Below are 21,014 nucleotides of genomic sequence, written 5' to 3'. Positions count from 1 at the left end.
ACCGAATACTGGCGGAGAAGTTAAGCCAGAAGAAAAACCGAATACTGGCGGAGAAGTTAAGCCAGAAGAAAAACCGAATACTGGCGGAGAAGTTAAGCCAGAAGAAAAACCAAACACTGGTGGAGAAGTTAAGCCAGAAGAAAAACCGAATACTGGTGGAGAAGTTAAGCCAGAGGAAAAACCAAACACTGGAGAAGAAACTAAACCAGTTAACGTTCCAGAATGGTTAGAAACAAGTTTAGCAACAGATGGTTTTACTTTTACACAAGCTTGGTATGATGGTTCAGAGGTTGTTAATAAAGCAGCGTCTACTAAAGCTCAACAAATTGTTAAAAATATAAATAGTAAGTATGGAACAAACTTGAAGTACAGTGAAGTAGGAGCAATTGTAAAATTGGTAGATGGTTCAAAAGATCAATTTAGATTAGCTGGCATAGAGACAGACGATTTTCAAGTTACTTTTAGGGTATCAAATGATGCTATGATAGAGCTAACGAAAGAATTTGTTTCACTTATAAATTCAAGCTTGAATTTGGACCAAGAAATTCAAGAAATCCCTTCAGCACCAATGAAGATTAAGAATGTTGAAAAAGGGGATTATAAAATTCATATCAGTCCAACAATGGAAGATCAAATGATTTCAATTCAAATCACAAAAAAATAATGAAAAAAGCCGTTTTAGTAACCTACTAAAACGGCTTTTTTATTAGAAATTAAAAATATTCCTCGAAATATAAAAGGAGGAAGATAATGAAGAAAATAAAATCAAAATTATTATTATGTATTTTCATTATTTCGTTATTTGTTCCTAATTTTGCATATGCACGGAATAGTGATATTCCTTTTTATGATGGGAAGAAAGAAACCTTGATAATGAGCGAGGGTTTGCAAATGTCTGGTAATTATTTAAGACCAGGAAAATTTTTACCACCTAATGCACCACCTGATATTTATTATACAGCTGACCTTCATTACCCAGCTCTTTACAACGGTAGCTTTGATTGGGGAAACCAAAGAGCGAACTTGGTACAGAGCGTTGATTATAGTGAACCTTTTGTTAATGTAGCGAACGATGGATATATAGGAAGTGGTATCCCACTAGGTAATAGAATGATTACAGAAGTAGAAAGGGTAAACTCCCAAGTGATTTCACAAAAGTATTGGGGGAATCCAGATTTTGTTTTAAAGTATATATTACCTTATGAAGTGACAAGTGTTGCGTTTCCAAAGTCGTATGGTAAATTCTATTGGATTAGGGATATGGCTTATCTTTCAGGTGGTATGGCAGGTGCAGGGCTACAAAAGGATATTAACAAATTTAATATCTTTATTGTACGTACTAGTTTTCCGGATATAAAAAAATTTCAAGCATCTGACGGTCCTAAAAGTAATACAGTAGATTTTCATGTTGAAGGTTTTGAATATGTAACCAAAAATAAAGGATATACAGATAATAATATGGGGTCAGAAACTATAAATCCTTATGCGGAAATGGCTGGGGAGCGAAATAGAGTAAAATGGGTTCTGAAAATATATAAAGATGGATCTGAAATTGATACTAAAGAAGGGTATATTCGTTCTAATCCTAAGAAAGATTCAGAGAAGCCGGAAGAGGGCGATGCTGGATATTTTGGAGGGAAAGGATCAAGTAGCCCTATACGATGGCAGCCAACGACTTGTGGGAAGTTTGAAGCGAAATTACAAGTCTATGACGCTGTACAAAGACCAGCAAAGGAAAAGAAAACTTCCTTTACTATTTCGGGAAATGGTTGTGACAAAGAGAAACCACCAACTCCAGGTGGTGAAGGTGATGAAGATACATTTAAGTACAAAATGGATTTTTCAGTAGATCGTATTGAGGGTGAAACTGTTGAATCTGGTGATAATGTAAAAACACCGGTTAAGGTTTCAAGAGCTGATTTTTCAGAAGAACGAAAAAAATACCGAGAAGAATTAGATCGAAAAATCCAGGATCAAGAGCGAGAACTTTCTAAATTAGAGGACAGAAAACAAGACGCGAGGGAAGAATTGAATTTTTGTCGATATGATAGAATTTGTACAATAGATGAAGAAGGAAATCAACATTGTGTTCCCCGTGATTGTTCATCGTATGAATATAATCTTGATAGAATATTAACGATGATTAGTACAGAAACAAAAAAATTAAATAAAGAGAAGAATAAAAGGGATAGATTAGATAAATTGGAGAGTGAATATAAAAACACCACTCCAAATGTTGTTCTCAGGTTCCAAGATAATATAGTAGGACAACAGAAGGTCAACTTATCCGAAGGACAATCTAAAGTTTTATATTATGATTGGAAAGTACCAAGTTCAGGACAAATTGAGGCTGAGATCAATCCTAAGCCGCGAAAATATGATAATAGTAAAGATGTATTAAAAACAAACTTTAATAATAATAAATTGGATACCCCAATTAATGTTGCTTCACATGAAACCTCTACTTGTTCACAGCCTAATTCTACAGCTACAGTAACAGCTGTTGTGCGTACAATTAATAACGCAGGAGATAGGGATACATTATATGAACGCTTAACAGGTAGTATTGTGAATATATCAAAGCCTAAAATAAGGGCAGGATATGGATTTAGTTATGAAGTGAAAACAACCTACACAAATGAAGATTCATCAAGTCATGCTACGGGTGTGAAGAGTACAACGTCTTTCCTTCCTACAATGGTTAAACATCAACAGTATTCAAAAACAGAAGATGGATACAAAGTACCAATGGATGAAACACTAGGAGGATACAATCAAGTTTGGTCATTACCTCATACTTACGTTGAAAAGTTTTCAGGAAATGTATTTAATGATAACTATAAAAAGCATCCTAAATACAATCCTAATGAAACTATTTTAGATGGCGGGAGAAAGTGGTATACCGAATTTACACAAGCAGATGGAACGTATTCATTTAAAGCAATGGCTTATGGTGCGGGTGTTAATAAGTTAAATCTTTGTCTTACGGGAAAAATTGAAGTGGAAGGTTCAGGGATTGGTGATAAAAAAGGAAACGATGATTTTATTAAACGCTCTGTAAATCCACAAAACCCATTCCCAGGGCAAGTAGGGTGGAATTGGAAAAATAAAGAACACATGTTAACTAGTTTATCGGACTGGTGGAATACATGGAAATATCCAAATCCAAAAGATATACCAACAGGGTATCATATGGAGAGTTATAAAATCACTCCAGAAATGTATAAGCAAATTAAAGAATATAACAAGACGCATGGTTCAGACGTTAATCTGAATAGTGATTTCCTAACGAGATTTAATTTTAAATAATAAGAAAGCCTGTTTTGAAAGTGCAATTAGCTTTTAGAACAGGCTTTTTGTATACGAAAAAATATGTTGGTGAGGTGTACAAATCAATGCAACCACCAAAATTTGTTGTAATAATGCTGGTGTTGATTGGGATTATGTTGTTTACAGCAAGTACCGGTTTTATGTTTGCAGCGGATACAAATGAAGATAATAGCTTACATCAAGCAACAGCTACAGCCATGTCAAAAGGAATTAATATGGGGCAATTAAGAGTTGATGAAGAAATAACCATTAATGAGAAAGTGGTTAAAGAAACCCTGATTAGAGAATATGTTAATCAGTCAAATTTCCATGATGGTGAAAAACGATTAAATATTTATGCTATTAACTCTCAACCAGCAATGATTGGTGTCGAATCATACAACACTTTTGCTATTCCTATTAAGAAATATTTAAAAGAACCGGATGATCAAACGACAGTTAGACAGTTTGAAAATATGATTTTTGAAGCGAAAAAAGTAACGAAATAGGAGTTGAAGAAATTGGTAAAAAAGCTTCCTAAGAAAACCGTGAGTGTATTAATTGCTGTAGGCTTAGTAGCGACAATTGCGGGATATGAAAATTACAGAATTAATAGTGCGATAAATCCTACTAAGGTCTATTTCAGTAAGGTTGATATTCCACCAAGAACAAAAATTACAAAGGATATGTTACAAGAGAGGGTCATTCCTGGTGATGCAATTGCTCCTAATGCTATTACAAATGTAAAAGATTTAGAAGGTAAGTATACAGTAAACGGATTTGGAGTTTCAAAGAACTCTTTATTGTACAAGGACAAAGTAGTTCCAAAGGATGAATTGCCGGATGCAGCTATATTAAATTTGAAAAAAAATGAAGTAGCTTTTCCGTTGTTGGTAGATATTGAAACTTCATCTGGTAATAGCATTATCCCGGATTCTTATGTAGACCTGTATTTTAAAGGTACAGTGAAGAATGAAACGGATCATACTGAAAAGCCTATATTTGGGCGTGTTGCAAAACATGTTAGGGTAACTTCAGTAAAAGATAGTAATGCTACAAATGTATTTGATCCTAAGAGTGTAGAAGTCGATGGATCATATAAAGACAACCTAAATAATGAGGCGAAGAATCGCCCGCTAGCCAAAATTTATACTTTCGCAGTTTCAGAGGAAGAAAATCAATTGTTAAATAAGGGAGCCTTAATTGGTGAAATTATTCCTGTTGCTTCTGGTGACTCTTATAATGCCAAAATTGAAAGAACGAATGATGATTTAATTACAAAGTGGATTCAGGATCAGTCATATAAATTAAAGTAAGAAAGGAGTTTGTATAATGGGAAAAATTATTGGTATATATGGTGTGCAAAGGGGATTAGGTCTAACAACAATTGGCCAATCTTTAACGAAGGTAATAGCAAATTCTAATTCAAAGGTGCTTTATATAGAATTAGATTATTTAAATGCTACATTTGCACAAAAAACAGCAATATCTAATCCAGAAAAAAATATGGAACTGTTTATGGAAAAGGCCATTCTAGAAGGTAGGTTTGATATTCAAAAGTATATCTTGAAAAAGGATGAGGTTGGAGAGGGAAAGAGATTTTCCTGGCTTCCAAGTAATATGGAATTGTTGACTTTTAGTAATGATTTTGCGGAAGAGAGCTTTCCTCGTTTTAAAACAAATGTAGAAACTTTGGTCGAGAAATTCAGTAATGATTTTATTAGTAAATTAAAGGCACTAGATTATGATTATGTAATACTTCAGTTGCCTAATCAAATAGAAAATGTTTTTGGCTTACCTATGTTAAGTAAATGTGATAGTGTAGTCAGTATTTTAACAGGAAATCCAATTGTTTTATCGAGATACAAGAACATAACAAATGTTTTTAAAAAGGCAAATTTGCAACACAAAGAGTGGGTACATGTATTTAATCTATGTAGCAATAAAATTGATGAAGAGGACTACAAAATGTTAGTTGATTTTGAGGTAACGGCTTGTATTCCTTATGATCCAGAAAGAGCGGAAGTAGAGTTTTCACTACAGTTGGGATCAGAAACAATTGATGACTACATGAAAAATATTGCTAGGAAATTAGGGTGCTTTATCAGAAGTGAACAAAATGGATTCCGACTTTTCAAAAGTAAATAGAATTGAATGATCTAGGGGTGGTGAAATTTATGGAAAATGTGATTTCTTTAGAAGAATTAGGTTACATACCTTCAATTTCAGAAAGGATAAATATAAAAAATTATATATATAACATCAACTCTGGAGGGCATACATCTACACCAACTACCAAAGAAATAACTGAAGATTTAATTGATACTGTAAAAAAATATTTATTAAAGGATCATAAAAAATTAATCCAGGAATCATTTGGAGATGAAGCTAAAAAGGAAGCACTAAAGGATGTTGTTTCGCAGTTTCTTACAACACAGCCCAATATAGAAGGTTTTACATTAGAAGAACTTACTAAAAGAATTGTAGATACTGTAGCTGGTCTTGATGTATTAGAGCCATTTTCTGAGCAAGATATTATTACAGATATTATTTGCAACAGCTGGGATGAGATATGGATAAAAGATTTAGAAAAAGGTGACTATCTTTCAGATGTTACCTTTAAAAGTAAAGAGTCATATGAAGCTTTATGTAATAAGTTTGTAAATGCATCTGGTCAAACTTGGACACATAGTAAGCCGAAATGTGATGCTTACTTTCCAAATATGCGAATTAATTTAGTGGGCTTTGATATTTCAAAATATGGTATTTCATTAGCGATTCGGATATTTGCTAAAACTTTAAGAATCAATGATGAGATCATTGTGGAAGAAGGTCTTGCAAGTAAAGAAATGATTCCTTTCTTTAGTGCAATGATGAAATCACGTTCAAGAATCCTTATATCTGGAGAAACAGGCAGTGGAAAAACGGAATTTATGAAATATCTCTTAGGAAAAAAAGTGAAAACCGATAAGACGTTGGTGCTACAAGATGTTGATGAGATGAATTTGAAACAAATATATTCAAAAGAATGGAATTTAAGTACTTGGCTAACTAGGGATCGGGAGGATTCTTCTACCTCCGTTACTTATGAAGATTTATTATCTGGTGTAGTTAGACAAACTATAAAAATTATATGCATTAACGAATTAAGAGGTAGAGAAGCCTGGGGAGCAAAAAAATTAGCGGAAACTGGTCATGGGATTCTTACAAGTTTACATTCTCCAAGTGCAGCTGAAAGTGTTGAACGTTACTCTAGTATGTGTTTAGAAGCTGTAAATATATCCAAGGAATATTTACAGCAAAGTATTGCTTCAAATTTTGATTATGGTATTCATTTTGAATTAATGTTAGATGGAAAAAGAAGACTTACCGAAATTGTAGAGTATATAGGTTATGAAAATGGAAAGCTAATTTATACACCTTTATATTCATTTAACGTTAAAGAAATTGAAGAATTTGAGGACGAAAATAATCAAACAAGATTCATAATCAATGGTTCCCATGAAAGAGTAGGGAAATTGAGTGAAAGTATGATTAAAAAGCTGAAATTTAAAGGGATTAATACATCTGAACTTGAGGTTGCAAAAGAACTTCCTGTAGTGACAGAGGGGGAGAATTTAATTGGGATTTCTTAATTATCTTCCATATTTTTTGATGGTAGTTGCTATATTCTTTGTAGTTAATTTGGGAATCAATTTAATTCAAAGAAGAAATAAAGGCAAGTTAATTGTTATAAATGAAAAAGATGATGGTAAGATAGTGAAATTTTTAAAGAGAAAAGGATTGTATAAATGGATCAGTCCTAACTATATTCTGAGGGAAAGTAAAGATTTTAATTGGAATTTATCCCTTAGGGATTATCAAATCATACTAATTATAGGGACCTTAGTTGGAGCCGTTGCGTTGTATGGATTTTTTATGTCATTAAGCACAACAATATTCGGGGTGTTAGTAGGGGTATCACTTCCGCCAATCATTGGCTTTTATAAGCGTAAGAGATACGAAGAATATGTAGAAAATCAGTTAATGGTTTATTTAGAAGCTGTAGCAAATGCAGTTTCTACACATGAAAGTATGACGTTAGCTTTTAAGAGTGTTTTGCCGTTACTACAATCTCCTATAAAAGATGATGTAGAAAGATGTTTAATCTTATACACGGAAGATGGGAAAAGTATTAGAGATGCCTTTCATTCATTTGTACAGAAATATAATTATAAAGATATTAAGCTCTTTCATGATATGTTAGACCTTATTTCAAAAACAGGTAAAGATACGGATGACATACTTTTAAATATTGCACATGAATTTCAAGATAAAAAAATATATCGTGCAAAATTAAAATCAGGTATGCAACCGCAAAGGAGAACATTTAAGCAAACGGCTATAATGCTTGCTTCATTACCAGTTGCAGCCTTGGCGATCAATGCTGATGATTATGTTGTATTTGCAAGGACAATACAAGGAAGGTTTATTCTTTTAGCAATAATTATAGTATGCATATTTAGTGCATTTAAGATAGAGAAACATTCTTTCTATGATCCTACGGAAGATATCACAAAAATAAAATAATAAGAAGGTGATAGAGTGAATCTATATCCTTTGATTTTACTATTTATCTTAGTCTTACCCTTTGTATTAGTGGTTTACAATCTGGTACTGGAAAGACAAAAAAGTAAAAGGTTTCAGATTTATAACATTGTAAAAAAAAGTAACGTAGCGAATAAAAGACAATCTATTTTGTATACAATGTTGTATCCAATTTTAAAATTAAAAAAGAATTGGATATCACAAGAACGTGAAAAAGAATTAGAGAAAAAACTAAAAAAAGTTAATTCGAGTCTTACACCAATGGAGTTTATTATTAGTAAACTTACCTTCTCAATTATAAATTTTTTAGTTATAGCTTGTTTAATGTTTTATGTTCCAGATTTAAAAATAGTAATTTTCCCTTTAGCTTTGGTATTTGCTGTTATGGGATTTTATGTGAAGGAATCTAAACTTAATAGTAACGTTAAAGCGAAACAATTAAGAATGCAGCTTGAATTACCGGAATATATGATTTCTTTAGCTTATATGATTGGTAGATATACAGCCTATGAAGCTACTAAGAGATCAATAGAATATGCTTCAGATAATTTAAAACCATTAGTAGAAAATCTGATTGCACAAATTGAACTCGAACCAGGTAATTTTGAACCATATCTAGAGTTTGCACGTGAGGTAGATATACCAGCAGCGTATCAATTTATGGTTGCTTTGCAACAAGCAATGGTTATGGATGAAAGTCAAAGTAGAGAGATAATTAATAATCAAATTAAGTTAATGAGAAGACTACGGGCTGAATCTTATGAAACGTTAGTTGCATCACGGCCAGGTATGGTCTTCAAATACCTTATTTCTACATATTTGTGCATTATTGTATTTGTAATAGGCTTCAGTTTTACATCTATCTATGAAAAGTTTGTTCATATGTTTTAACTAAAACTATAAAGAAAGGAGGTGGGTTTCATGTATTACAAGTCACTTCTGGACAGGCTTTTCTTCAAATCTATATTTCTTGCAATATCTTAGTTTATAAAGCAAGAGATAGTTAGTTTAGGTTTTAATTTATTAAATAAATCTATTAAAAGAAGAGGAGAAATTTATTTATGAAAACATTAGAAATTAAAGAATTAAAAGGATCAAGTAAGTGGAAGGGTTCAGCTTTATTAACTCGTACAAAACAGTGGTTGAAAAATGAGTCTTCAGATGAAACATCAAATAAAGTTTCATGGACTTACATTGGTCTTGGAATGGCAGTTGTAGTTTTAGTTATCATGTACCCAGCAATAAAGTCAGGTACTTTTAATGTATCTAATTACTTTACTTCAATTACTGGCGGCGCTAAGAGTGAACCGTCTGGATGGTCAAAATAAGTTTTTAGTTGAAAGGGCGGTTAATCCGTCCTTTTCTCTTAATTTATAGAAAGGAGAAACATATACATGCAACAAGCAGTTACATATGTTGTTTTTTTCTTGTCGTTAATGTTCATAATTGTCTTTGGTGTAGAATTTGCAGGACAAACAGTTGTTAACGTTAAGGCGAATGAAATTAGTGAATATGCTGTAAGTTTAGCAGAGCGGGATGGGGGCTTTACTCCTGACGTAATCAATAAAGTGAATCAAAAGTTAAAGGATAGCAATATGGATTCTAAAGATTGGAAGATGGAATATACACAAGGGAAAGTGCAATTTAATCAACCTCTTACTTTCACTATCAAAGGGAAGTATAAATATAATTCATTTAAATTACTTGAAAGAGGTATAGGTACTTTTGATGTATCAGTACAAAGTACCCGTTCAGGTGTAGGACAAGTTTATTTTAGATAATAAGCGGTCTTGAAGTGTACGAAAAGAATGAGCAAATATCGTTTGAGTTAAGATCGCAGTTTAGGAAATGTTCAATAGTAAGTAAATGATGGTTTAAATTAAATCGGAGTTCTTAGTAGACTTCAATATCGCTTGCTAGTAAATAGCAATAAAGGGTGACAATATTTCAATTGCATTTGAGATATTTTGTCACCTTTTTATATAGATATCTTCTTGAAAGAAAACATAAGGAAGAGACTATTTATAGTTCTATTCTAATAGGGGTGGATTTCGATATTTACAAAATGTCGAGAGGTTGGGATTTTATTAATGTTAATACCACTTTTACTAATAGCTTGTATTTTACAAGCTATGGGAGAGGTGAATGAAAAGTGAGCTCTATAATAATTGATCTTCTAATCAAATTTATGATGATTTATTTAATAGGTTATGTCACTTGTAGTTTTTTATGGAGAGTAGAAGCAGATTTCAAGGAGGGATAATATGAAACGTTTATCAGGAGAAGTGTATCAAGATGATGATCCTTTAGCTTTTGCAAAAGGATGTAAAAATGGCTTAATCTTTGCCCTTCCCTTTTGGGGTGTAGTCATAAGTGTTGTAAGTTTTATTATGTAAAAATTTCATAACAATGAAGGGGTGGAATTAATGATCGTTTCTAATGAAATTGCTGGTATTGAAACTAAAAAACAAGCGTATGAACTCGCTAGAAAAATGACAAAACAGGTACTCCATGAAGGCGCTGGCTTAACATGGATAAGAACAACACAATCATTTTTGAGTGGAGCAATTCTTTACGTAAAAGATAAGTATAAAGAAAAGGCTAGGTTATCAGATGTAAGAGAATTTGTTTTGCAAAGCGAAGAAAAGGAAGGTTTTTTGGAACATATCACAGATCATTTAGAAAAAGATCATCCTTCTTATCATGCGTTTTCAATTATGTTGACTTGTAAGGAATCTACAAGAATTCTTGTTATAGCCCTCTCTAATTTGTGTATGAGAACTGTAAAGGAGTGAAGAGGTGGATAAGAAAATGGAAAAAGGGAAAATGAAAGATGATATTAAAGAAATAGAGGAATATACATCTTGTTGGGATGCACTGGATTTTTGGACTAAATTCTTTTTTGTAGGGACAGCAGCCTTATGTGGAATGATTTTATTAATTGCTGTACAGTATTTGTTTAATTAAATATTTATTTTAATACTATTTAAACTTTATAGGTAAGTGGTGTGATTTAATTGAAGACTCGAAAATGCAAAAAATGCAACGGAACGGGAATGATATTTGGAAAAACATGCTCAATTAGAGGGTACAAAATACATGAATCTATGGAAAAAACAAAATGTGCTAAATGTTTTGGTAAGGGTGTGAAATAGAGCGGAAGTGTTATTGTAGTAGATTTAGAAATTTACTAGGGAGTAGGAATAAGATGTGTTTAATCAAGCAATATGAACTTGTGAGAAAAGAAGAAATGATAAAAGGCATTTTGAAACTTTATGATGAAGGGAAATTAAAACCTGTTCATGATCAAATTGTGAGTATTTCTAGAATAGAGCATTCAGGGGTGAAAGGTTTTATTATAAAACTTCTAGGGAATTTGAATTTTAAAGAGGTTGAGGGTATATATGGTGATTGGTTGGAAGATTACAAACAAAGAGAGGAAATAACAAAGAAAATTTTAGATTTCTATGATGAAGGGAAGTTAAAAGTTGTTCATGATACCTTCATAGAATTGTGTGAATTAAATCCATATGCTGTAAGAGAATTTATTGTAAATGAATTAGAAAGACGAGACTTAAAAGGATTAGAGGAATTCTATAATATATGTTTGGAAGAAATAAGACAGAACGATCTTAATAAATGGCTGAGTAAAACGCCTAGAATAATATATTATTCAGCTAAAGAAGTTAAAACGGAGGGGTATAAAGATGAAAAAGTATCAAGTAGAAGTGGAAGTAAAAAAAACGTATAAAGCTCTTGTTGAAGTTGAAATACCAGAAGAAGCGAACAGTGATGATTTCCAAAGATTAGTTGAAGAAAAAGTGGAGTCGATGGATCAAGAAAAATTAGATTATCAAGATACTAGTCATTTTGTATTAAAACTGAATGGTCCTGATCCAGTTGCGATCAGTAAAACGGAAGAAGGTACTTATAAAAGGATTTTAGTAGAAATGCATTATCCGTGGGATATGATTAAAGATTGGTCAGAAAAGAAGTGTGAAGCTGAAATAGAGGCAATCGATAGTGCGGATGTAATCTAATGAAATCTCTATTTGGAAAGAGTTCAGCCCCTAACGGTGCGCTGATAGGGGCTGGATTTTGAGAACTTTTATTAAAATTACATGAGGTTGATCAGTGAATGTAACTATCGATCTCTCGCATTATAACACTAAGCAAATTAAAATTACAACTTAATATTTACATTTAGTGATGAAGAAGATGGAGGGAATAAAATGACATACTCATCAATCGAATATTGTAATCAGTGTGATAAGGAAATAGCGTTTTGTGATTGTGTTTGTAATGAATGTGGTGGCGATTTGCATGATTGTGAATGTGAAGAAAAATAAACAAAATCGTTAATTTATAAAATTTAATACAATTTGAATTTTGTCGAGAAGGGGGATGGAGAGAATGTCAGCTAAGTATACGGCTTTACGTGGAAAGGTAGTTATTAAAGAAGAGTATAAAGGGCTAATTAATTTGATTAATAATGGACAATGGGAAGATGCGGTTACCCAATATCCATTTTTAAAAGATTATTATGCAATTGAAGGGAGTAAACTTATTCCGTTTAGTAAAAATACTATTAATGATTTAACTAATCCAGAGTTAAGTGGAAGTCTATATGGAGAATTAGATTTAGAAGCAGATCCTAGTTATTGGGCAGAGGATAAAAGTTATTTCACGGATTTACAAGGGTTAAAGTGGAGTTTTATTACCTGTGTAAGAGATTATCCAGACAGAAAACAGTTTGATAAAACACCAATTGCTTCCTTTATTGATATGGTTTTAACGAAAGTGGCCGATCGCATTATACGAGTGGAAGAATACTATCAAGAATGGGACTATGAATCCGTAGGATATCAGTTTGATAAAACGGTTGTAAATAAGATCGTAGGAACATCAAGGTATAGTTATATCTGTAACAAGTGTGAAAGACCTATTTATATGTGTGATGGAGAATGTTAAAGGATTAGGCATTATTTTATAGATTGTAATCAAATTTGAATTTTATTAAAAAATGGAGGTAGTGAAAATGGAATTAATTCACGAAAGAACCTATCCAGAACAATATGATTTAGAAGAGGCAATAGAGCGTTTTTATGACAGTTTCCCTGACGAATGGGGTTCACTAGATAATAACAAAATTGAAAGAGATAGTCATGTAGGGAATGTTTATGAAGCAACAGATGTAATGGGAAATGGTCTTAAATTAAAGGTGGAAATTTTTTTAGCAGATGATATGGATTGTGCGGATGAAGATGAAGCGTGGGTTTGCAAAGCGTATAAAGTTTCTTAACAAAATCGTTAATTAGTTTCAAATTTGAATGTTATATAAAATTGTAGGGTTATATACAGAGTTTAGATTTGTGAAGTATTTTGTATTTGCTATTTTAATTAATGGAGCCATTACTAATGAACACCATAAAAAGTATAAAGAACTCTCGGAGTTATCTAAATGAGAAATCGACTTGGATAACTGAATGATAAAATATTAATATCTGAAAATCATTATATATATTTAGTTCAATTTTATTTTTTTAAAAGGAGAAAGTAATTCTTCGTAGTTGATGCAAAGGAAGTGAAGTTAGTGGCATCTAAAAATAAGTTTGAAAAAGAACTGGAAAAAGCCGTGTTGAAGATATTAATAAAACACTGGCGATTTTTCCTGTTACTATCCGGTATATTGTTTGTTTGGATTACAAGATACGAAATTTTAAATCGATTAATTCAGATTGTGCCAATTGTGAAAAGGGTTGTACATGTTAGTCTACTCCTACTATTTATCGGGACTATATTTTGGATAACGAGATGTATTGTTTTATATAGACTCGAAAAGAGGTCTTATAAATACGTTTTAGTTATCCCTCATATGTCTGATGATGCTAAAGTAGACCAATTAGGAGATATGATTAGACAAGTGCATGGTGAGGGGCGAAAACCACTAGAACAATTGTGGAAGGGTCGCGATTGGTACAGATTAGTTATGTATCAGCCGGAAGATATAGATGGGAAGAGTCAAAAGGTTCGATTTTATTTAGGTGGACCAGAAGAGAATTTAGCTTATTTAGTTAAAGCGTTTCGAAATGTATATAAGAACGCTGAGATCATAGAACAAAATATAGAAGATATTCCGTTTCCACGTAATAAATTGTTTGGTGGTGCTGTTGGCGGGAGAATGAAATTAAAGACGAAAAAGTCTTTATCATTAGCCCAGTATAAAACTGATAAACTTCCACAGCTTATAAGTGGAATGGAAGAAAAGACTTGGATTGATGTTTCTTTTTCGCCGGATCGAGATTATCGGTTAACAAGAAGAATCAAAAAAGAAGAAGCAGAATTAAAAGCTCTAAAGAGAATAGAAAAAGATTTAGATGTGTTTCAGAAAACGGAGGCAAAGGTTTTAACGCAACGATTTTTAGGGAAAGAAACAGCGTTTCAAGTTTGTGTTTCTGTAGCGACTGAGGTATATCCTGGTGTCAGAATGCTAAAAGGTTTGGGGAATATCATAGCGAGTATGATGGCTGATGTAAATGAACTTCGTTACCGTTCGTTTCGTCGGTCTATTTGGCGTATTCCAATTCCTTATTACGGGCGTATGACTTGGACAGGGTCAGAACTTGTTAATTTGCTTCATCTCCCGAATATCAAGGGTGATAAAGAGGATGAATTTGAGAATAAGATTTTGTATTTAGAGAGTGGAGAAAAGATGCTTCCTGAAGGTGTTCTTTCTACAGGTCTAACAATTGGAACGTTAGTTCATCCATTAGAAAGAGATCGTGAAGTAAAGATGACGGAAGAGCAGTTTAAAAAGATGGGCTGTATTACCGGAGGTACTGGCGCTGGTAAAAGTACTGTAGCAGGCAATGTACTTGATAGTGCCTTAAATCTTTGGATTAAAAACCCAAATACAGCAAGTGGATTTTCATTGTTTGATCCTACGCCAGACCTGGCAATTGTGGTGCTAAATCGATTGTTAAAGGCAGAGTTAGAGGGCGCAAAAGTAGATTGGGATAAAGTCCACTTCATTCGCTTCCGAAAAACAAAATATCCACCGGCAATTAACTTGTTACATCGTAATCCTGATGAAGATACGCAAACGGTAGTTGATTCTATTTTTGAAAGTATTCAAGCATTGGTCCCAAATCCAGCCCCACAAACGGAAAGAATTCTAAAAGCGATTATTGGAACGCTTTTGTGTGATGGGAGTCAAGAGCACTCTACATTAAGTATTATTGCATTTGGAACGGATGAATTGTTTCGAGAGCGTGTTTTGGATGGTTTGGAAGGTCCAGAATCAATGCATTATAGAAATCTATGGAAAAATGAAATAGGGGCCGCCTTAGAAGATAGTATGCAGCCATTATTAAATCGGTTAGATATTTTCCGTAGTTCCACATACTTAAAACGCATATACGGACAATCTGACTTTTCTCTAGATATTTTAAAGTGGATGGATGAAGGTCATCTTGTTTTTTATGATTTGTCAGGCATGGGAAATGCTGATATTAAGCTAACAATTGGTTATATCATGAATCAGTACCACCGTACTGTACAAAAAAGACAGATTGGTTCGAAATTGCATTTAGCATTCATTGATGAAGCTCATAAAGTACCAGTTCCAATACTTCCTAAAATCGTAGCGGAGGATCGGAAGTATGGTCTGGGTCTTTGGATTATTACACAACAAATATCAGGGCAATTAGATCAAAAATTGGCAGATGCACTTACAGAAATAGGTGGTAATTTCTTTGTTTGTAGGCAAGGTAAGTCATCGGCTAAAGCTCTAGAGGGGATTATGCAAGGGAAATTTAGAGCGGAGTACTTGCAAGGATTACCCGATTTGGAGGCAGCTGTTCAAACGCAAGATAAGTTTGATGGGAAAGCCAAAAATGTTTGGTGCATGATAAAAGCGCCGCCTTTAGACCGCTATAGACCGAATGGCAAGGTTGCAACGTATGGAAATGATAAAGAAATTGCTGATTCAAATGAATGGACATACAAAAAAATTAATGAATTAGAGAAGCGAGGGAAGTCAGCTGAAGAAATAGATCGGGAAATTAATCTTTTCTTATATGGTCAAGACATAACAGGTCCAACTAAAGTGAACTTAAAAAAAGAGGATGAATCGCTCTTTGAGAAAGCTGAAGAGGCGGCGCAAGAGGAATCGCTCTTTGAGAAAGCTGAAGAGGCGGCGCAAGAGGAATCGCTCTTTGAGAAAGCTGAAGAGGCGGCGCAAGAGAAATCGCTCTTTGAGAAAGCTGAAGAGGTGGCGCAAGAGGAATCACCTGTCATTATGGATATGCCTTTCCCTTGGGAGATGGAAACCACTGATCATATCTTTTTGAAAGAGAAAGAGGAAATTGATTATCCGTTTGAAATGGTAGATGACGATAAAGAAAAGTATCCCGTTGAAATCAAAAAAGAGGAATCGCAGAAAATAGAAAACGCTGAATCAAAAGAAGAAAAAAGTATCTTTGACTTTTAATGGTGGGAAGGAGGATGAAGATGTTTTTAACCACTGAGGATGAACAATTATTGATGGATATTCATACACACATCTATTTAGATTTTGAATATATTCGTATGAGAAATTATCCCAATCATAAAGAAAAATCAATCTACGCAAGACTTGCGAAACTAGAGAAAGAGAATTACATCAAAAGTGAAAGACATCCAGTAGCAAGTATTCGTGGAAAGCGTAGGCGATCAGGTAATGGATCAAATATTTATACACTTGATAAGTACGGTGTTGAAATGGTGCGAGAATTGAGAGGGGAGGTCCATTGGAATTATAAATGGTCCAATCGAGTTGCGACTTTTGTTTATCATAGTTTGATGTTGGCTCATGTTGAATGTGCCATGTTGGAACAATCAAAGAAAGACATTCCAATTGGAATGAAAGAATGGATAAATGAAGCAAGAGGAACGTTTCAATATGACAAAAATAAAAGTGCTGTTATTCGACCAGATGGATTGGCTGTTATTGGTTTGAAAAACAGTATCGAAGAAAATTATGGCTTATTTTTGGAAATGGAACGTACTTACGGAACGAAAGAGGTTATCGAGAAAAAGCTACGAAGGTATAACGACTTTTTAAGCCGGGAGGAATCGGTTAAAAAATATGATCGATATGCAGGTCTAACATACCCAATAGAGAAATGGCGACTAATCTTTATTGCTGGTAATGAGGGACGACAAAAAGAATTGTTGCGGTATATGAAAGAAATGGAGAGCCCGCATGTACCTGTTTATGTCGTGATGTTTGAAGAAGTCTTACAAAATCCTTTTGGAGCGATTTATCGGAACATCGGAAATCCTAATGAGAAAGTGAGGTTATAAGAGGATGTTTCGATTTGTACTTTCAACAATTGTTTCTTTTATAACGGCGGTTATTGTGTTAGTTGTATCAAAAGATTTTATATTTCGTAGATTCCCAGAAGCACAACCAGTTTATGAAGAAATAAAATCTATGTTTTTAGAGATTTATGGAAGGTATGGCTGGGAAGGGTTACTTGTTGTAACAGTTGCAGTTATGGGCCTTTCCAAAGCATTTGATAAAAAAGGTTAGGAGTGAAATGGCGTGGGGTTAAAAGAAAGGTTGAATAAGTGGAGGGAAAAAAGGAGGAAACCTTTCCGAATACCTTCGTATAAAGCGAAGAAGATCGGGAATGTGGTCTTTTGGGTACTCTTCTTGTGGATGTTTACGGTTTCGATTACCGGGCTCATTACTAATAATAAATTGAAAGCAATGGTGCAAAAGGGTCCGGATTCAAAAGTGCAATTAAATCAGAATGGAGCTACGCGTCCAGAAGCGGTAGAATTTACAAAGCAATTTGCAAAGGAATACTTTACCTGGAAACGTGGGGATAACGAGCGTGCTAATAGAGAAGGGCGTTTAAAACCCTATTTACTAGAAGGAGCGGACCCACAAGCTGGATTAGATATGCATAGTCTTCAGTGGGATGCAAATTATGTACAGGCTTCCATTGTGCGGGTAAAAGAGACTGGTAAACAAAGTGCAGATATGGTTCTGAAAGTAGATTATAAACTTACTCGTCAAGATGAAGGGAAAGACGTTACAGAAACAATTGCTGTACCGATTCAAACGGATGGAAAAGGGTTTATTGTAATGGGAAATCCTCAAGTTGTTAAAGTAGACAATAAAGCAAAAATCAAAGTTGATAAAGATGAAAAGCAATCAGATGAGGCAGATTATAAAGCGAAACAAGAGATTCGCGACTTCTTACCAACTTTCTTCAAGTCTTACACAACAGCGACTCAAAAAGAATTGGAGTATGTATTACACAACAAAGATATTAAAGGGTTAGAAGGAGCGCTTCACTTTGAACAAATCAAGGAAGCGAAAGTATATGTAGGATCAAAGAAAGGTACGTATGAAGTTTATACAATTGCTGAAATGAAGGATGCTGTTTCAGAATCCAAAATGACAATGAAATATGTATTAACAGTTAAAAAAGAAGGAAAACAATATATCGTCACTGATATGACAGTGAAATAGAGAGGGGAAAATAAAATGAATTTGTTAAATAATATGATACTAGGATTTGGTTTAGATGGAGCGTATGACTGGGTTAAAACACAAGGAAAATATGCTTTAGGGATTATCATTATCGGGTTAGTTATCTTTTGTATTGCGAAGCGAGCATGGGGCTTCCTCGTTACAATTGTTATCGCGGGTGGCCTTGGATTCTTCCTTGTAGCAGCACCAGAAACTCTTGAAAAAGTAGGATCATTCTTAGGTGGAATGTTAGGAATGTAATTAAATAAGGAGGCGTTCTTGCTGATGGAAGAAAAATCAAAACCTTTTATTGTATATACTTTCGGAAGTTATATGAAATATGAACGTCGCCAATATGAACTATTAGGCTATCGTCTTCCACGACCTGTGTCGTGGAAGATGTTAGGCTATTATGCCTTAATAGTATTGGTGTTTGTTATATTAAGAGTTTTCCCATTAACTTCTTGGTTTATTGGACCAATTGCAGATGAATTTTGGCTTCCATATTACATTATCATTCCAGGTTTTGCAGTTTGGGGCTTAGATACGTATAAAACAGATGGTAAGTCATTTTTAGTATTTGCTAGATCATGGATTTTATTTAAATTAAGGCCACATAAAATGTCACGCTTTATAAGGTTTGAAAAACCAAAAAAATATGTTTTTGAAAGTCCTATTTTCATTCGTTACCGTGAATCGGATATTGTTCCTATTATACCTATGAGTCAAGGGGAGGTTGAAGATTATCCGTTGACTCTAATAGAACAAGACACAGAAGAATCCGAGACAATACGTTTAGAAGAAGACGAATGGTACTAAAACAAGAGGATTAATTTGAAAATGAATATTTAATAAAAACATTTAAAAATATAGAAGGTGAGGATATTTAATGCTTGCGTTAAATAGTGTATCGGAATTCCCAATTAATCATGTAGAGGATAATCTTTGTTTTTGTCCAGATCAGAGGGTTTGGAGTATTTATGAAGTCGAAGGTTTTGAATATGAACATCAAAGTGATCGGATGAAGAAAACATATTTCTCAAACCAGAAGTCTTTATTTACACAATTAGAAAGTGATTTTCATTTACTTGTCATTCCAAAAGTAACTGATTCTGACGCAATTATAGATGAACATATTGCAAGATTGAAAGGACCTTTGTCTAACACGGCAAAGGTCCTTTTTGAAAAAGTGAAATTATATTTGCAACAATCATCAGTCTCAAAAGAAAATACAGAATATCATTTTTTCTTATTGGTGCAATTAAATCAGGATAGAAAAGAAAAACAAGTCAAAAATCCAGTAATTGAAACCTCAAAATTCGCACGAAAATTTATAAAGGGGTTTACTGAAACGCCGTTTCGAGCAATGGGAATTGAAGAAAGTGATTTGTTAGAAGAAGAGATTAATGATTATAAGGAAGCTGAAGATGGTATTTATAATCAATTGTTAGGCGCTTTTCGTTTTGTGAGAAGAGCGACGCCACCAGTTACAAGGTTCTTAATTGAACATAATTTCAGTCGTGGAATGACAGCTCCAGAAACAGTGAAGGATTGGAATGTAGGAAGAAAAATTTCATGGGTAGATGAAAATGGAGAAACTAAAAAGGCTACACGTCCAGATCGTGATGCTATTCTCCGCTTAACTGAGTGTGAAGTAGATGAAGAGCCTGGCCGTTGTATTCGACTTCAAAGGAGAAATGCAGAGGGGGATTTAGAAGAAAGTTACGTTTCGTTTCTTGCAGTAAGTGATATGGACCCACAATCACATTTTCCAGGCCGAGAATGGATATATCGTATACAATCGCATTCTTTAAAATTCCCGGTGGAAGTAAGTATTCGTGGTCATCATATGGAGAATGTGAGTGTTCTAAAAGGATTGCAAAATAGCGAGCGGGAATTAAATGACCAACGTCACCAGGCGGCACTTGGTGGAACAGTAGACCGGACTGTAGATCGTAAGGCGGCCGGAGTTAAACTGATGCAAGACGTTTTCCAGACAACGGGTGCACCAGGATTTGAAATGAGTATTTTATTTGCTGTTCATGCTCAAGATCAAAAAACATTGGCTCATCGCGTTAAGAAACTAATTACAGAGTATAGAAAGATGAAAATTCAATTAGTAAATCCTTATGGCGATCAGATGGCATATTTCTATGAATTTTTCCCAGGGGCCAAACGCTATAATAAAGATTTTAAAATATATGCGGAGCCAGGAGTTTTAGCACAAGGTATGTTTGGGGCAACAACACAAATTGGCGACAATCAAGGGTTCTATATTGGTCGTACAGTTAAATTAAATCGCCCAGTCTTTATTAGACCAGACTTAGCAGCAAAAGCGCTAGAGAACTTAAATAATGAATTTGATAGTTTATCAGTAATGATAGCCGGTATGACAGGGAAAGGGAAATCGTTCTTAATGAACATCTTATTATACTGGATTGTTATGAGCGATGGGCTTGCATTTTGTGTCGATCCTAAAGGGGGTGCGACACGTTCCTAAGTGAAAAGCTTAGGCACTGTCGGACAATTGTTCAACAGTGAACTTTCATTCCGAGTTGTCAAATGATAGGGTAACGCCTTGAAGGGCACCTCT

General features: G+C 33.9%; 22 protein-coding genes and 2 pseudogenes. All 24 read left to right on the top strand.

The window, feature by feature from the left end:
- Positions 1 to 664, top strand: a pseudogene (locus ACS2CR_RS28280) (S-layer homology domain-containing protein); the annotation flags it as partial.
- Between the two features lie 86 nt (positions 665 to 750).
- Positions 751 to 3,309, top strand: coding sequence for a conjugal transfer protein (locus ACS2CR_RS28275; RefSeq protein ID WP_153603070.1), 2,559 nt, complete (start codon positions 751 to 753; stop codon positions 3,307 to 3,309).
- Between the two features lie 86 nt (positions 3,310 to 3,395).
- On the top strand, positions 3,396 to 3,818 hold the full coding sequence (locus ACS2CR_RS28270; RefSeq protein ID WP_001183011.1) for a DUF5411 family protein: 423 nt from the start codon (positions 3,396 to 3,398) through the stop codon (positions 3,816 to 3,818).
- 3 nt (positions 3,819 to 3,821) lie between these two features.
- On the top strand, positions 3,822 to 4,625 hold the full coding sequence (locus ACS2CR_RS28265; protein ID WP_050552735.1) for a hypothetical protein: 804 nt from the start codon (positions 3,822 to 3,824) through the stop codon (positions 4,623 to 4,625).
- 16 nt (positions 4,626 to 4,641) lie between these two features.
- Complete coding sequence (locus ACS2CR_RS28260) at positions 4,642 to 5,457, top strand: AAA family ATPase (RefSeq protein WP_000516214.1); 816 nt, start codon at positions 4,642 to 4,644, stop codon at positions 5,455 to 5,457.
- A 29-nt stretch (positions 5,458 to 5,486) separates the two neighbouring features.
- The gene (locus ACS2CR_RS28255) at positions 5,487 to 6,944 is read left to right on the top strand and encodes a CpaF family protein (RefSeq protein ID WP_153603069.1); all 1,458 of its coding nucleotides are present in this window, start codon (positions 5,487 to 5,489) and stop codon (positions 6,942 to 6,944) included.
- Positions 6,931 to 7,878, top strand: a complete 948-nt coding sequence (locus ACS2CR_RS28250; protein ID WP_000506474.1) for a type II secretion system F family protein — start codon at positions 6,931 to 6,933, stop codon at positions 7,876 to 7,878. The genes ACS2CR_RS28255 and ACS2CR_RS28250 overlap by 14 nt, the downstream gene beginning before the upstream one ends.
- 15 nt (positions 7,879 to 7,893) lie before the next feature.
- Positions 7,894 to 8,787 (top strand): hypothetical protein, encoded by an 894-nt coding sequence (locus tag ACS2CR_RS28245; protein WP_325853269.1) that lies wholly within the window; start codon positions 7,894 to 7,896, stop codon positions 8,785 to 8,787.
- 170 nt (positions 8,788 to 8,957) lie between these two features.
- Positions 8,958 to 9,224 carry a hypothetical protein gene (locus ACS2CR_RS28240; RefSeq protein ID WP_000853494.1) on the top strand — a complete coding sequence of 89 codons (267 nt, stop codon included), beginning with the start codon at positions 8,958 to 8,960 and terminating at the stop codon, positions 9,222 to 9,224.
- A 66-nt stretch (positions 9,225 to 9,290) separates the two neighbouring features.
- Positions 9,291 to 9,677 (top strand): DUF4320 family protein, encoded by a 387-nt coding sequence (locus ACS2CR_RS28235; RefSeq protein WP_001183555.1) that lies wholly within the window; start codon positions 9,291 to 9,293, stop codon positions 9,675 to 9,677.
- 483 nt (positions 9,678 to 10,160) lie between these two features.
- A complete protein-coding gene (locus ACS2CR_RS28230) occupies positions 10,161 to 10,292 on the top strand; it encodes a hypothetical protein (RefSeq protein WP_438906109.1) in 132 nt (43 codons plus the stop codon).
- Between the two features lie 30 nt (positions 10,293 to 10,322).
- Entirely contained in the window at positions 10,323 to 10,691 is a 369-nt protein-coding gene (locus tag ACS2CR_RS28225) for a hypothetical protein (RefSeq protein ID WP_153603103.1), read from the top strand.
- Positions 10,692 to 10,695: 4 nt separating this feature from the next.
- The gene (locus ACS2CR_RS28220) at positions 10,696 to 10,863 is read left to right on the top strand and encodes a hypothetical protein (RefSeq protein WP_175566483.1); all 168 of its coding nucleotides are present in this window, start codon (positions 10,696 to 10,698) and stop codon (positions 10,861 to 10,863) included.
- Positions 10,864 to 11,104: 241 nt separating this feature from the next.
- Positions 11,105 to 11,647 (top strand): hypothetical protein, encoded by a 543-nt coding sequence (locus ACS2CR_RS28215; RefSeq protein WP_438906108.1) that lies wholly within the window; start codon positions 11,105 to 11,107, stop codon positions 11,645 to 11,647.
- Complete coding sequence (locus tag ACS2CR_RS28210) at positions 11,604 to 11,936, top strand: hypothetical protein (protein WP_438906107.1); 333 nt, start codon at positions 11,604 to 11,606, stop codon at positions 11,934 to 11,936. Before ACS2CR_RS28215 ends, ACS2CR_RS28210 begins: the two co-directional genes overlap by 44 nt.
- Before the next feature lie 373 nt (positions 11,937 to 12,309).
- Positions 12,310 to 12,867, top strand: coding sequence for a hypothetical protein (locus ACS2CR_RS28205; protein WP_438906106.1), 558 nt, complete (start codon positions 12,310 to 12,312; stop codon positions 12,865 to 12,867).
- A 67-nt stretch (positions 12,868 to 12,934) separates the two neighbouring features.
- A complete protein-coding gene (locus tag ACS2CR_RS28200; protein WP_000420151.1) occupies positions 12,935 to 13,198 on the top strand; it encodes a hypothetical protein in 264 nt (87 codons plus the stop codon).
- A gap of 291 nt (positions 13,199 to 13,489) precedes the next feature.
- The gene (locus tag ACS2CR_RS28195; RefSeq protein WP_438906105.1) at positions 13,490 to 16,387 is read left to right on the top strand and encodes an ATP-binding protein; all 2,898 of its coding nucleotides are present in this window, start codon (positions 13,490 to 13,492) and stop codon (positions 16,385 to 16,387) included.
- Between the two features lie 20 nt (positions 16,388 to 16,407).
- Positions 16,408 to 17,241, top strand: coding sequence for a replication-relaxation family protein (locus tag ACS2CR_RS28190; protein WP_042595255.1), 834 nt, complete (start codon positions 16,408 to 16,410; stop codon positions 17,239 to 17,241).
- 4 nt (positions 17,242 to 17,245) lie between these two features.
- A complete protein-coding gene (locus ACS2CR_RS28185) occupies positions 17,246 to 17,470 on the top strand; it encodes a hypothetical protein (protein ID WP_000488267.1) in 225 nt (74 codons plus the stop codon).
- 102 nt (positions 17,471 to 17,572) lie between these two features.
- Positions 17,573 to 18,421, top strand: coding sequence for a conjugal transfer protein (locus ACS2CR_RS28180; RefSeq protein ID WP_438906104.1), 849 nt, complete (start codon positions 17,573 to 17,575; stop codon positions 18,419 to 18,421).
- A 15-nt stretch (positions 18,422 to 18,436) separates the two neighbouring features.
- Positions 18,437 to 18,682 (top strand): TcpD family membrane protein, encoded by a 246-nt coding sequence (locus ACS2CR_RS28175; RefSeq protein WP_001050787.1) that lies wholly within the window; start codon positions 18,437 to 18,439, stop codon positions 18,680 to 18,682.
- A gap of 24 nt (positions 18,683 to 18,706) precedes the next feature.
- Positions 18,707 to 19,240, top strand: coding sequence for a TcpE family conjugal transfer membrane protein (locus tag ACS2CR_RS28170; protein WP_000391621.1), 534 nt, complete (start codon positions 18,707 to 18,709; stop codon positions 19,238 to 19,240).
- A gap of 70 nt (positions 19,241 to 19,310) precedes the next feature.
- Positions 19,311 to 20,903 (top strand): annotated as a pseudogene (locus ACS2CR_RS28165) (ATP-binding protein); the annotation flags it as partial.
- Positions 20,904 to 21,014 lie beyond the last annotated feature (111 nt).

The organism is Bacillus cereus group sp. BceL291 (assembly GCF_051776705.1).
Taxonomy (GTDB): domain Bacteria; phylum Bacillota; class Bacilli; order Bacillales; family Bacillaceae_G; genus Bacillus_A; species Bacillus_A cereus.
Note: the sequence above shows the minus strand (reverse complement) of the source record. Positions and strands in the feature narration are given on the sequence as shown.